14 protein-coding genes are annotated in these 12,982 nt (G+C 66.6%); 6 read left to right on the top strand and 8 right to left on the bottom strand.

Going from position 1 to position 12,982, the window contains the following annotated elements; translation table 11 throughout:
- Positions 1-46: 46 nt before the first annotated feature.
- On the bottom strand, positions 47-931 hold the full coding sequence (gene sucD / locus IM708_RS00590; protein WP_209424357.1) for a succinate--CoA ligase subunit alpha: 885 nt from the start codon (positions 929-931) through the stop codon (positions 47-49).
- A gap of 5 nt (positions 932-936) precedes the next feature.
- Complete coding sequence (sucC, locus tag IM708_RS00585; protein ID WP_209424356.1) at positions 937-2,130, bottom strand: ADP-forming succinate--CoA ligase subunit beta; 1,194 nt, start codon at positions 2,128-2,130, stop codon at positions 937-939.
- 300 nt (positions 2,131-2,430) lie between these two features.
- Between sucC and IM708_RS00580 the strand changes: the two genes are divergently transcribed.
- Positions 2,431-3,180 carry a lipopolysaccharide kinase InaA family protein gene (locus IM708_RS00580; RefSeq protein ID WP_209424355.1) on the top strand — a complete coding sequence of 250 codons (750 nt, stop codon included), beginning with the start codon at positions 2,431-2,433 and terminating at the stop codon, positions 3,178-3,180.
- A gap of 106 nt (positions 3,181-3,286) precedes the next feature.
- Here IM708_RS00580 and IM708_RS00575 read toward each other — a convergent pair whose 3' ends face one another.
- From IM708_RS00575 to rpsF, 4 genes are all read right to left on the bottom strand, one after another.
- A complete protein-coding gene (locus IM708_RS00575) occupies positions 3,287-3,637 on the bottom strand; it encodes a metalloregulator ArsR/SmtB family transcription factor (RefSeq protein WP_209424354.1) in 351 nt (116 codons plus the stop codon).
- Between the two features lie 137 nt (positions 3,638-3,774).
- Complete coding sequence (gene rplI / locus IM708_RS00570; RefSeq protein ID WP_209424353.1) at positions 3,775-4,347, bottom strand: 50S ribosomal protein L9; 573 nt, start codon at positions 4,345-4,347, stop codon at positions 3,775-3,777.
- Positions 4,348-4,357: 10 nt separating this feature from the next.
- Positions 4,358-4,585, bottom strand: coding sequence for a 30S ribosomal protein S18 (gene rpsR, locus IM708_RS00565; protein WP_209424352.1), 228 nt, complete (start codon positions 4,583-4,585; stop codon positions 4,358-4,360).
- A gap of 23 nt (positions 4,586-4,608) precedes the next feature.
- Positions 4,609-4,977, bottom strand: a complete 369-nt coding sequence (gene rpsF, locus IM708_RS00560) for a 30S ribosomal protein S6 (RefSeq protein ID WP_209424351.1) — start codon at positions 4,975-4,977, stop codon at positions 4,609-4,611.
- Between the two features lie 233 nt (positions 4,978-5,210).
- On the opposite strand from rpsF, the gene IM708_RS00555 reads away from it, so the two are divergent.
- The 3 genes from IM708_RS00555 (at position 5,211) to IM708_RS00545 (ending at position 7,498) form a co-directional block, all read left to right on the top strand.
- Positions 5,211-5,423 carry a hypothetical protein gene (locus IM708_RS00555; RefSeq protein ID WP_209424350.1) on the top strand — a complete coding sequence of 71 codons (213 nt, stop codon included), beginning with the start codon at positions 5,211-5,213 and terminating at the stop codon, positions 5,421-5,423.
- Between the two features lie 72 nt (positions 5,424-5,495).
- Complete coding sequence (gene fabD, locus IM708_RS00550; RefSeq protein ID WP_209424349.1) at positions 5,496-6,434, top strand: ACP S-malonyltransferase; 939 nt, start codon at positions 5,496-5,498, stop codon at positions 6,432-6,434.
- Between the two features lie 470 nt (positions 6,435-6,904).
- Positions 6,905-7,498 (top strand): invasion associated locus B family protein, encoded by a 594-nt coding sequence (locus IM708_RS00545; RefSeq protein ID WP_209424348.1) that lies wholly within the window; start codon positions 6,905-6,907, stop codon positions 7,496-7,498.
- A gap of 241 nt (positions 7,499-7,739) precedes the next feature.
- On the opposite strand, the gene lpxD is transcribed toward IM708_RS00545, so the two are convergent.
- Both lpxD and IM708_RS00535 read right to left on the bottom strand, forming a co-directional pair.
- Positions 7,740-8,849, bottom strand: a complete 1,110-nt coding sequence (gene lpxD / locus IM708_RS00540) for a UDP-3-O-(3-hydroxymyristoyl)glucosamine N-acyltransferase (RefSeq protein WP_209424347.1) — start codon at positions 8,847-8,849, stop codon at positions 7,740-7,742.
- A gap of 45 nt (positions 8,850-8,894) precedes the next feature.
- Positions 8,895-10,520 (bottom strand): L,D-transpeptidase family protein, encoded by a 1,626-nt coding sequence (locus IM708_RS00535; RefSeq protein WP_245242909.1) that lies wholly within the window; start codon positions 10,518-10,520, stop codon positions 8,895-8,897.
- 395 nt (positions 10,521-10,915) lie between these two features.
- On the opposite strand from IM708_RS00535, the gene IM708_RS00530 reads away from it, so the two are divergent.
- Entirely contained in the window at positions 10,916-11,485 is a 570-nt protein-coding gene (locus IM708_RS00530; protein ID WP_209424346.1) for a DUF882 domain-containing protein, read from the top strand.
- A gap of 182 nt (positions 11,486-11,667) precedes the next feature.
- The gene (locus tag IM708_RS00525) at positions 11,668-12,966 is read left to right on the top strand and encodes an HlyC/CorC family transporter (RefSeq protein WP_209424345.1); all 1,299 of its coding nucleotides are present in this window, start codon (positions 11,668-11,670) and stop codon (positions 12,964-12,966) included.
- Positions 12,967-12,982 lie beyond the last annotated feature (16 nt).

Below are 12,982 nucleotides of genomic sequence, written 5' to 3'. Positions count from 1 at the left end.
GACCTTGCGGTCAAAGGGGCACAGCACGGCCACGCCCCGACATCGATCATCCCTTGATCGCCTGCATCACCGCTTCGCCCAATGTGGCCGGGCTGTCGGCGACGACGATGCCGGCGCGGCGCATCGCCTCAATCTTCGAATCCGCGTCGCCCTTGCCGCCCGCGACGATGGCGCCGGCGTGGCCCATGCGGCGTCCCGGGGGGGCGGTGCGGCCCGCGATGAAGCCGGCCACGGGCTTCCAGCGGCCTTTCTTCTTCTGCTCGGCGATGAACTCGGCGGCCTCTTCCTCGGCCGCGCCGCCGATCTCGCCGATCATGATGATCGAGGTCGTCTCGTCATCGTCGAGGAACATGTCGAGCACGTCGATATGCTCGGTCCCCTTGATCGGGTCGCCGCCGATGCCGACCGCAGTCGACTGGCCAAGCCCCATGTCGGTGGTCTGCTTCACCGCCTCGTAGGTCAGCGTGCCCGAGCGCGAGACGACCCCGACCGAGCCGCGCTTGTGGATATGGCCGGGCATGATGCCGATCTTGCAGGCATCGGGCGTGATGACGCCCGGACAGTTGGGGCCGATCAGGCGGCTTTTCGTGCCCTCCAGCGCGCGCTTGACCTTCATCATGTCCAGCACTGGGATCCCCTCGGTGATGCAGACGATCAGTTCCATCCCGGCGTCGATCGCCTCCAGGATCGAATCGGCGGCGAAGGGCGGCGGGACATAGATCGCGCTGGCATTGGCCCCGGTCTTCGCCTTCGCCTCGTGCACCGAGTTGAAGACGGGGAGCCCCAGATGCTCGGACCCGCCCTTGCCGGGCGTGACGCCGCCGACCATTCTGGTGCCGTAGGCGATGGCCTGTTCGGAATGAAAGGTGCCCTGCGAGCCGGTGAAGCCCTGGCAGATGACCTTGGTGTTCTTGTCGACTAGAATGGCCATGCCGATTACCCCTTCACCGCCTTGACGATCTTTTCCGCCGCGTCCGACAGGTTGTCGGCGGCGATGACGTTGAGCCCGGAGTCGTTGATGATCGCCTTGCCCTTCTCGACATTCGTGCCCTCCAGCCGGACGACCAGCGGCACCTGCAGCCCGACCTCCTTGACCGCGGCGATCACCCCCTCGGCGATGATGTCGCAGCGCATGATGCCGCCGAAGATGTTGACCAGGATGCCCTTCACGTTCGGGTCCGAGGTGATGATCTTGAACGCCTCGGTCACCTTCTCCTTGCTGGCGCCGCCGCCGACATCGAGGAAGTTCGCGGGCTCGGCGCCGTAGAGCTTGATGATGTCCATGGTGGCCATCGCCAGGCCCGCCCCGTTGACCATGCAGCCGATCTCGCCGTCGAGCGCGATGTAGTTCAGATCGAACTTCGACGCGGCGAGTTCCTTCGGGTCCTCCTCGGTCTCGTCGCGTAGCGCCAGGATTTCCGACTGCCGGTAGAGCGCGTTCGAATCGAAGCCCATCTTGGCGTCGAGGCATTTCAGGTCGCCGTCGGTGGTGACGATCAGGGGATTGATCTCGACCATCTCGGCGTCGCGTTCGACGAACAGCTTGTAGAGCTTGTTCACCAGATCGACGCATTGCTTGACCTGCTTGCCCTCCAGCCCCAGCGTGAAGGCGACGCGGCGACCGTGAAAGCCCGAGATGCCGGCGGCCGGGTCGATGGTGAAGCTCAGGATCTTCTCGGGGGTCGAGGCCGCGACCTCTTCGATATCCATGCCGCCCTCGGTCGAGCAGACGAAGGATATGCGGCTCGACCCGCGGTCGACCAGCACGGCCAGGTAAAGCTCGCGCTCGATGTCCGAGCCATCCTCGACATAGATGCGGTTGACCTGCTTGCCGGCGGGACCGGTCTGATGCGTGACCAGCGTCCGCCCCAGCATGGCGCTGGCGTGTTCGGCGGCTTCCTCGACCGAGCGGGCCAGGCGTACCCCGCCCTTCTCGCCGGCGGAGGCCTCCTTGAACTTGCCCTTGCCGCGGCCGCCCGCATGGATCTGCGCCTTGACCACCCAGAGCGGCCCATCGAGTTCGCCGGCAGCCGATTTCGCCTCTTCGGCCCGGAAGACGACGCGCCCGTCCGAAACCGGCACCCCGTAGCTGCGAAGCAGGCCCTTCGCCTGATATTCGTGAATATTCACCTCGGCTGTCCCCGTCTGCTGCGTCTTTGCAGTGCGTATTGGCACGATTTGCGCGCTACAGGAACGAAGAATCCGCATGAATCGAGGGGAAGGCCGAAGAATCCCGCCCTTTGTGATCACAGTGAAACACCGTGTGATCACACGCTGCACTGCAGCTTGAGGCGATGTCGTGCCGCGCCTATTTCCGCGTTTCCCGACAGAGTCGCGCGCCATGGCCGGACCGGCGCGCGTTGGCGTCCTGCCGGCGGCGTGCTAGGGGACGGGGGGCCGCGGTGGATGCGCGGCAAAGAAGGGCCGGGCATGGAAATCGCAGGCGATCCCGACACGAAAGCGGCCTTGCGCGACCGGATCGCCGGGATCCTGGCACCGGAAAACACCCCCTTCACCCGCGTTCAACCGCTCGAGATCGGGTCCCAACGCTTCTGGCTCAAGCGCCCGGAACGCCCACGCTCCCTGCGCTGGCGGCTGCAGAAGGGCGATCCGCGCAAGGCCTTCGCACGCGATCTGGCCGGGCTGCGCTTCATGTTCGACCGCGGACTTGCGGCGCCCCCGATCGTGCTTTCCGGCGCGGACTACTTCGTGATCGAGGACGCGGGGCAACCGCTGGACCGCCTGCTGACCGGCGACATTCCAGCGGCGGAGAAGGCACGCGCGGTCGTCGCAGCCGGTCGGGCCCTGGGCGCGCTGCACCGGGCCGGCGCCCGTCACGGGCGGCCAAAGATCCGCGACATCTGCTGGGACGGTGACAAGGCGCGGCTGATCGACATGGAGCGGTTCAGCCCGCGCGCCAGCAAGCGGGCGATGGGCCTCGACCTGGCGATCCTGCTGCATTCAATGCTCGAGGTCGGGATCGACGACCCGGCGCTCCTCAACCTCGCGCTGCGCGGCTATGCGGATTCCGCCCCGCCTGCCGCCGTGACCGACGGGAAACGCTGGATTCGCCGCATCGGCTTGTCCGCCCCGCTCCTGCGCGCGGCGCTACGCTTTCGGCCGGACAACCGCGAACTGAAAGCCTCCGCAAGACTGGCCGAGATGGTCGGGAAAACTTGAGGTCAAGCGAACGCGCGGGTTTTGACGCCAAAGCGTGGGAGCAACCCATCCACGCCTGGAAACGCGAGCAAAGCCACAAGGCGCCCCGCCTGCCCGCGAGCTGGCGTCAGCTTTTTTCGTCGCAGAAGAGCTCGTAAAGCAGGCCTATCACGCGCGCGGCTCTCGGATCGCCCAGGGCGTAATAGATCGACTTGCCTTCGCGCCGGCTGGTGACCAGCCCTTCAAGGCGCAGCCGCGCAAGCTGCTGGCTGACCGCCGCTTGCCGCGCGCCCAGAAACGCCTCGAGCTCGGAAACCGATTTTTCGCCCGTCGCCAGCTGACACAGGATCAGCAACCGACCTTCGTGCGCCAGCGCCTTGAGCAGGTTGGACGCCGACTGTGCCTGCGCCACCATATCCTCGGCGGCCTTCGGTTCGTCCAGGGGAAGTCCGGCCTTGGTTTGCGGAATCATCGGCATGACCTTCATCTACATTCAAAGATGAGAATAGCTAGATCGGGAATATATGCCGGATCGGGGGCTGCGACAAGGTCGGCGGAAAAAAGCAGGACGCGCCGCGGATTTGCGACGCGTCCTGTCAGTGATTTCCGGGGCGATTACTCGTCGTCTTCGTTGGCTGCGCCGATATCCTCGAACAGCTCGGCGATCTCGAAATCGGCAGCGGCTTCCTCTTCCGCGGCGAGTTCCTGGATCGACTTGCCGGCCGCCTGCAACTCCGCCTCTTCGGTGGAGCGGGCGACGTTGATGGTGACGTCTGCATCGACTTCCGGATGAAGGCTCACCTGCACAGGGTGAAGCCCCAGCGCCTTGATCGGTGCGCTGAGCACGATTTGCCGGCGTTCGACGGTGAAGCCGCCCTCGCCCAGCACGTCCGCGATGTCGCGCGGCGTGACCGAACCATAGAGCGCGCCCGACTCCGATGCCGAGCGGATGATGACATGCGTCGTGCCGTCCATCTTCGCGGCCAGGCCCTCGGCATCCTTGCGGGTTTCGAGGTTGCGCGACTCAAGCTGCGCCTTCTGCGCCTCGAAGGCTTGCAGATTGGCGTCCGAGGCACGCAGCGCCTTGCCCTGTGGCAGCAGGAAGTTGCGCGCATAGCCCGCCCGCACCTTCACCACGTCGCCCATATGGCCCAGCTTCGCCACGCGTTCCAGTAGAATGACCTGCATGGTGGGCTCCTTATTTCACGGCGTAGGGAAGCAGCGCCAGGAACCGCGCGCGCTTGATGGCGCGGGCCAGTTCACGCTGCTTCTTCGACGACACGGCGGTGATGCGCGACGGCACGATCTTGCCGCGCTCGGAAATGTAGCGCTGCAGCAGACGCACGTCCTTGTAGTCGATCTTCGGCGCATTGTCGCCCGAGAAGGGGCAGACCTTGCGGCGGCGGAAAAACGGTCTTGCGGCCATGGTTCTAGTCCTTTCCTGATCGATCAGCGACGCGGGCGATCGCCGCGGTCCCCGCGGTCACCGCGGTCGTCACGCTTCTGCATCTGCGCCGAGGGGCCGTCTTCATGCGCCTCGACCTTGACGGTCAGCATGCGCATCACGTCGTCGTGCAGGCGCGCCAGACGCTCCATCTCCTGCACCGCGCCCGAGGGGGCATCGGTGCGCAGGAAGGCGTAATGCCCCTTGCGGTTCTTGTTGATCTTGTAGGCCATCGTCTTGACGCCCCAGTATTCGGAGCCGACGACCTTGCCGCCGTTGTCCGAAAGGATGGTCGAGAGATGTTCGATCAGGCCTTCGGCCTGCGCGCTGGACAAGTCCTGACGCGCGATCATCACATGCTCGTAGAGCGGCATGCTGTCTCCAGTTCTGTCGGGGCGCATTTCACAGGACAGGCTTCGCCCTGCCGCGCTCTGCCCACGAGAGACTGCGCCGGATACATGGTATGCGGCAGGAATGCGGCCTTATACAGCCTGTACCGGACGGCGCAAGGGGCGACTTGGGGGGCGGGAAGATTGAAGATTTCCCGGCAAATCGCTATCTTCGACGAAGGACATTCGTTTCGCATGCTGCTGGAGGAGGTGGTGCGATGTGGAACCGATGGCTCGACAGGGTTCTGCGGCGATTTCTACGGCAGGGCACCCTGAACCTGACCTTCCCGGATGGCACGGCGCAACGCTACGGCGACGGCGCGCCCTTGGTGTCGGTCCGGCTGACCGAGGCGTCCCTGCCCCGGCGCCTCGTCCTCGATCCGCAGCTTCCGCCCTCCGCCGCCGGCGCCCTGCAATCGGCCGCGGAATAGAGGGCATTCCCTTACCCGTCCTCGCGGATTAGGAAGACGCCCGAGATCATCGGCATGCAGGAGGAGACCGTCATGACCCGCGCCTTCGTCTTTCCCGGCCAGGGGGCCCAGCAGATCGGCATGGGCCGGGACCTGGCCGATGCCTATCCCGCCGCCCGCGCCGTCTTCGACGAGGTGGACGCCGCGCTGGGCGAAAAGCTCTCGGCGCTGATCTGGGACGGCACGATCGAGGATCTGACGCTCACCGCGAACGCCCAGCCCGCGCTCATGGCGACCTCGCTCGCCGCGCTGCGCGCCCTGGAGGCCGAGGGGTTCGCCGTCACCGCTGCGGCCTATGTCGCCGGCCATTCGCTCGGTGAATACTCCGCCCTCGCGGCCGCCGGCGCGCTCAGTATCGCCGACACCGCGCGGCTGCTGCGCATCCGGGGCCGGGCGATGCAGCAGGCGGTGCCGGTTGGCGAAGGCGCGATGGCGGCGATTCTTGGCCTCGACCTCGCCGCCGCGACCGCCGTCGCCACCGCGGCCGCCGCGGCGACTGGCGGGCGCGTCTGCCAGGCGGCCAATGACAACGATCCCGCGCAGGTCGTCGTGTCCGGCCATCGCGACGCGGTCGAACACGCGGTCGAGATTGCAAAGGACCACGGCGCGAAGCGCGCGCTGCTGCTGCCGGTCTCCGCCCCGTTCCACTGCACCCTGATGCAGCCCGCCGCCGACGCGATGGAGGCCGCGCTGGCCGAGGTCGAGATCCGCGCGCCGGCGGTTCCGCTGGTCTCCAACGTCCGCGCCGAGGCGGTCACCGATCCGGCGACGATCCGCGCGCTTCTGGTGTCGCAGGTCACCGGCGCGGTCCGCTGGCGGGAATCGGTCGAATGGATGACCCGGCAGGGCGTGACCGAGTTCTGGGAGATCGGCGCGGGCAAGGCGCTTTCGGGCATGATCCGCCGCATCGACCGTGACGCGACAGTGCGCAACATCGGCACACCCGGCGATTTCGCCGCCCTGCGGGACTGAAGCGGCGCGCGCAGGATGAACAGCCCTGCAAGCCGCCTGACGGACGGACCACCGCTTGTTAAGATTCCTTTGCGATTGTGCAGATCAACGGGTCGTCAGGCGGCAGAAGACATCGGAACGACATCATGCAACGAGGGGACGGGGTCCCACTCCCGCCCGCGAAACGGCCGCAACAAGGCCAGCGATGCTTGATCCGTCAGCGGTCTGACGACGATAAAAACCTCCACAAACTGACCGCACCTTCGGGTGCGGTTTTTTTGTTGACGCAGGCCCGGTTTCTTCCTAGCGTCGCGTCGATAAGTCGGCCAGTCCGGCAGGGAGAACGACGAAAAGGGTCCTCAACTGGGCCCTTTTCGCATTTTTCCCGCCGGCGCATGACCGGTTTTCACACCCTCATCACATCGTTTTCGGCTGACACCTGCAACCGGGCGTGCTAGGTCGCCGCGAGCAGCCAGAAAGAGGTCAAATTCATGCATCCGACCCCCACCATTCGCACCTTGCTCGTCTGTGCGGCGATGGCCGTTCCGGGTAGCCTTGCGGCGCAGGACACGGCGACCGAGGAGCCGACGCTTGAAGTCGATCCCTCCGCGACGACCGCGACCGCGACCGGCGAAAGCCGGGTGGCGGCGACCCACCGCGACTGGCAGATCCAGTGCACGCGCGTCAACGAAGAGGGTCAGGAAATCTGCGAGATGGGGCAATTGCTGGAAACCGATGACGGTCCGATTGCCGAGATTTCCATCGTCGTTCTGCCCGAGGAAGCCGAATTCGCCGCCGGGGCGACCATCACCACCCCGCTCGAGACGTTCCTGCCCACCGGGCTTGGTTTCCGCATCGACACCAGCGAGATGCGGCAGGAGCCGTTCCAGATCTGCGCCATGATCGGGTGCATCGCGCGCATTGGTCTCAGCGCCGAGGAAATCGAGGCGATGCGCCGCGGGGCCTCCGGCTTCATCACGATCGCGCATTATTCGCAGGTCAACCAGCCGATCGAAATCCCGGTGTCGCTGATGGGCTTCACCGCCGCGATGGACGATCTGCAGGCGCGCGCCCCGACCGAATAAGGCCAGCCGCACGCCGTGATACCGACACAAGCGATCCGGCGGCACTGGCCGCCGGGTCCGAGCCGTCGCTGGGCCGGAGCGATACTTCGGACGCACAGGCGACCTATGAATCGATACGTAGGGGCAAAAGTTTCGCTGCGGTTAATTTCTCGATTTTCTAACGTGTAATCAAGGCTTTGGCCAGGCGCACAAATTTGTGCGCCTCGGCGCGCGTCGCCCAATCCGGTCGGCCGCCGCATACCTAGGGGCCCCAGTCGGCCTCGCCCCGCTTCGCCGTTCCCTTGACGCCCTGGCGCAGTTCGGCGACCTGGGCGAACAGCCGTGGCAGCCGTCGCAGCAGTTTGTAGAGCTCGATCTGCGCGACCATCTTCTGCGCGGGCGCGCCCAGCAGCATCCGCCCCGCCGGCGCGTTCGAATAGATCTTGGTCGACCCGCCGGCGACAACGTCGTCGCCCACGAAGATATTGTCGCTGACCCCGCACTGACCGCCCAGCACCACCCGGTCGCCGATGCGGGCAGACCCCGCGATCCCGACCTGTCCACACAGCAGGCAGTCGCGCCCGACGGTGACGTTGTGGCCGATATCCACGAGGTTGTCGATCTTCGTGCCGTCGCCGATCCGGGTGGCGCGGATCGTTCCGCGGTCGATGGTCGAATTGGCACCGATCTCGACATCGTCGCCGATCTCGACGCCGCCCAGCGAATGGATCCGCGTCCAGCTCTGCGCCGCCGCCCCACCGGTTTCGCCCAGGCTTTCGCGCGCCGCCTCGACGGCCGATTTCTCGGGCGTGACGAAGGAAAAGCCGTCGGCCCCGACGACCGCGCCGGGATGCGCGATGAACCGCGCCCCGATCCGCACCCGTGCGCCCAGCCGCACGCCCGAGACCAGCAGTGCCCCCGGTCCCAGTTCCGCCTCCTCGGCGATATGGCAGTGCGGGCCGATCCGCGCCCCCTGCCCGATCCGCGCGCCGCGCCCGATCACCACCAGCGGGCCGATGGCCGCGTCCGGCGAGATCTCGGCCTCGGGGTGGATCACCGCGCTGGGGTGGATGCCGGGCAGGATCTCGGGCCCCGGATCGAGCGCGCGGGTGATCCCCGCCATCGCGTAGCGCGGCCGTGGCACGAAAAGCGCGGCCTCCAATCCCAGCGCCCGCCAGTCCGCCCCCTCCCACAGGACGGCCGCGCGCGCCTTTCCCTTCGCCAATCCCTCGGCATATTCCGGCGCCATGGCGAGGGCCAGCGCGCGCGCGTCTGCTTCCGCCGGCTCGGCGGCACGGTCGATCATCAGGTCGCCACGACCCTCCAGCCGCGCGTCCAGCGCCCGGGCGATATCGGATAGTCGATGCGGCATGACAGCCTCCCGCCGATGCGGCGCAGATCGCCGCGCCTTGCGGGTCTAGCTCTGCGCCGGTTGCATTTCCACCCCCGCCGCGCGCAGCGCCTCGTAGATGCGACCATCGCGAGCGTAGACATCGTTGCGATACTGCATCTCGCCATCGGCCGAGGTAAAGGCCGTCCGGTAGACCAGATGGATCGGCACCGGCTGGTCGAGGTAGATGCGCTGCAGGCTGCCGCGCCGCAACGTGCCCTGATAAAGCGTGACCGGATCGTCGGTCTGCCGCGAGAGAAGCTCGTAGGCGAACTCCTCGGGGTCGTTCAGGCGCACGCATCCGGACGAATGGGTGCGCACCGTGGTGCGGAACAGCTGCCGCGCCGGGCTGTCGTGCAGGTAGATCGCGTAGGGGTTGGGAAACATGAACTTGACCTGCCCCAGCGGGTTCGACGGTCCCGGCGGCTGGCGCACCTCGAACGGAAAGTTCCGCGGCGTGTAGCGTGCGAAATCGATCGCCTCGCGCGGGACGACCCGGCCGCGCGCATCGACCACCTGCAGATACCGGTGCCCGCCATTCGCCAGCCCGTTCCAGTAGCTGCGCGCCACGATCGACCGCGGCAGCGTCCAGTCCGGGTTCAGTTCAAGATAGGTCATCCGGTGCGAGAACTCCGGCGTCTGCATGTCCGACTGCTGCGCGCCCACCACCGCGCGCGTCTCGAACGTGACGAGGTCGTGATCCACGATGCGGGCGTGAAAATCGGTCAGGTTGACCCAGATGTGCCGCTCGCCGCGCTCGATGTTCATCCAGCGCTCGCGCTCCAGCGCTACGATGATCGCACGGCGGCGCTGTTCCGGTTCGGTATTGATCGCCGCCAGCGTCTCGCGCCCGGCGATGCCGTCGGGGTCGATCCCGTGCGCTATCTGGAAGGCCTGCACCGCGCGCTGCATCGCGCCGTCATAGCGCGCCGTGGCGACCCGCGGCATGTAGCCCATCGCGATCAGCCGGTTGCGCAGCGCGACCACCGCCTCGCCGGTCTCGCCCGGACGCAGGCCTGTGGACGGGACCTGTGCACCCCACCCCCCCTGCGCCATCTGCGACTCGAGTTGGCGCTTGGCGTGCAGCAGGCGCGCGTATTCCGGTGCCCGTGGCGCCAGGCTGCGGATGAAGCTGACGGGTTCGGCGGCGACGAAATCGTGCATCAACTCGGTGACGTCGGGCCGCGGCAGCTCGCGCACGATCTGCTCGATGATCGCGCCGGGTTCCAGCACGCCGCTGGTCAGATCGCGTGCATATTGCAGGAAGGCAAGGCTGGCGCGCGCCTCGGCCAGTCCGCGATCGCGCTCGCTCTCGACGGCGCGGAAGGCGGACAGCAGGCCCGGCAGATCGTAGCGCCGCGCCGGCAGCCCGTGATCGCCCGCCTGCGCCAGTGCGGACACCAGCGCAGTGCGCCGCGCCGCCTGGTCGGCGCCGGTCCAGACCGGGGCAAATTCGCTCTGCCGGTAGAAGGCTGCAAGGCCGGGGTCCGCCGCCACCCCCTCGGCCAGCGCCTGGCGGAAGGCGGGAAAGCTTTGTGCAGTCGCGGGCGTCGGCAGGACCACCGCTGGCAGCGACGTCAGAACGACGCCGATCCCGACCAGCATCCCCGACAATGCAGACCGATACCTGCCCGTGCCCCGAATTCCCAGCATCCCAATTCCTTCCGTCAATCACTCGTCCACGCGTTCGCCGCTGATATCCGTCGGCACCAATCCGCTCAACGGTTTAACAATGGCAAGGTTCCCGCCGCGTTCGAATCACGAAGCCGTGAGTCCCGCGCGATCGGCCCTGCAGGGAACTTACGGCGCGTCGGTTAAGCTCGTGTCAGCAAAATCCCGCCTATTCTGGCACTTGCCGAACCATTCGTGCGATTCAGCGCTTGGGCGGATCACGCGATTGTGGCAAGACAGCATCAGAGGCGAAAATAAAGCGCCTGGCCCACCGCCCCGGCACGCGACCAACGATCGTGCATCAACCCAGAAAGGGGCGAGAAGATGCCAGGCCAGAAGGCAGGAAAGAGCATGACCGGGATGGGACAGGACTGATCATGGAACGGAACGACACGGCCGGGATCTCCCGGCGCGCCCTCTTGGGCATCTTCGCAGCAACCGCAGTCACCGCCGCTCCAACATACGCCAACGCGTTTTCATTTCTCCGAGGGTCGGGGGATATCCGCCGGCTCCGCGTCTACTCCGGGCGCACCGGCGAGGTGATGGATGCGGTCTACTGGGTCGATGGCGAGTACATCCCCGAGGTCATCGCCGAGATCAATCACTTCTTCCGCGACTGGCGCAACAATCAGGTGCATCGCATCGACACGCGCACGCTGGACATCATGTCCGCCGCGCACCGGCTGCTCGATGCGGACGAGCCCTACAACCTCCTCTCGGGCTATCGTTCTCCGCAGACCAACGCCATGCTGCGCGCCCGCTCGCGCGGCGTCGCGTCGAATTCGCGCCACACGATCGGTCAGGCGGCGGATCTGCGGATGCGCTCGCGCAGTGTCGCGCAGGTTGCACGGGCCGCGTCGGCCTGCCGCGCCGGTGGCGTGGGGCGGTACTCGCGGTCGGACTTCACCCATATGGATTGTGGCCCGGTCCGCAGCTGGGGCGCCTGATCCGCCGATCTTTCCCAACGATCTTGCGCAGAGCACTTGTCAGCCGCGTGCATCCGGCCATACTGACAGGCAAGATGTCGACCCTGACGTGACACCCTGATGAAACCCCGACCTTGCGGCTCCTGCCGCCCAGAATGCATTTATCCCGACCGCCGGCGTGACACGCCGTTTCCGGGGCGGGGATGATGGCATCCCTCGACACCGCCTTCTGGATCACCACCCTGTCGATCCTTGGCCTGCTGGTGCTGTCGGCCTTCTTTTCCGGCAGCGAGACGGCGCTGACCGCGTCGTCGCGCGGCAAGTTGCGCGCGCAGGCCGACAAGGGATCGTTGGGGGCGGCCACCGCGCTCAAGATCACCGAAGACAACGAACGCCTGATCGGGTCGGTGCTGCTGGGCAACAACCTGGTCAACATCCTGGCCGCGTCGCTGGCCACGGCGCTCTTCACGCGGATATTCGGCGATTCCGGCGTGGCGCTGGCGACGCTGGTCATGACGCTGCTGGTCCTGGTCTTCGCCGAGGTGCTGCCGAAGACCTATGCGATCACCAACCCCGAGGTTGCCGCGTCGCGGGTGGCCCCGCCGATCCGGCTGATCGTTCTGGTGCTGTCGCCGGTCGTCGCCGCCGTGCGGGCGCTGGTGCGGGTGATCCTGCGGCTTTTCGGCGTCACGACCGACCCCAACGATGCGATCCTTTCCTATCACGAGGAGATTGCCGGCGCGCTGGCGCTCGGCCATTCCGAAGGCGTGGTCGAGAAGGAAGACCGCGATCGCCTGCTCGGCGCGCTGGATCTGGGCCATCGCACGGTGGAGGAGATCATGCTGCATCGCAGCCAGATCGAGACCATCAACATCGACGATCCGGTGGACGAGATCATCGCGCAATGCGTCAACTCCAGCCACACCCGCCTGCCCGCCTGGCGCGACGACCCCGAAAACATCGTCGGCGTGATCCATTCCCGTGACCTCATGCGCGAGGTGCATCGCCTGGTGGTCGAGGCCGACGGAAAGTTCGCGGCGGTCACCCGGTTGGACCTCATGTCCGTCGCGCGCGAACCCTATTTCGTCCCCGAAACCACGCCGCTGGACGAACAGATGCGCCAGTTCCTGACCCAGCGACGGCATTTCGGACTGGTCATCGACGAATACGGCGCGCTGCTGGGGCTCATCACGCTGGAGGATATCCTAGAAGAGATCGTCGGCGAGATCGAGGACGAACACGACGAGGACGCCCCCGACCCGATCCATCGACTGTCCGACGGAACGATCGAGATCGACGGCGCCATGACCATCCGCGACCTCAACCGCGCGATGGACTGGAACCTGCCCGACGAGGAGGCGAACACTGTCGCGGGCCTGGTGATCCACGAAGCGCAGCTGATCCCCGAAGCCGGGCAGATCTTCCGCTTCCACGGCTTCCGGTTCGAGGTGGCGGACCGCGCCGACAACCGCCTCACCCGCCTGCGCATCCGCGCTATGTGACCCAGCAGCCCCGGCA

This window comes from Pararhodobacter sp. SW119 (genome assembly GCF_017811755.1).
Taxonomy (GTDB): domain Bacteria; phylum Pseudomonadota; class Alphaproteobacteria; order Rhodobacterales; family Rhodobacteraceae; genus Pararhodobacter.
Note: the sequence above shows the minus strand (reverse complement) of the source record. Positions and strands in the feature narration are given on the sequence as shown.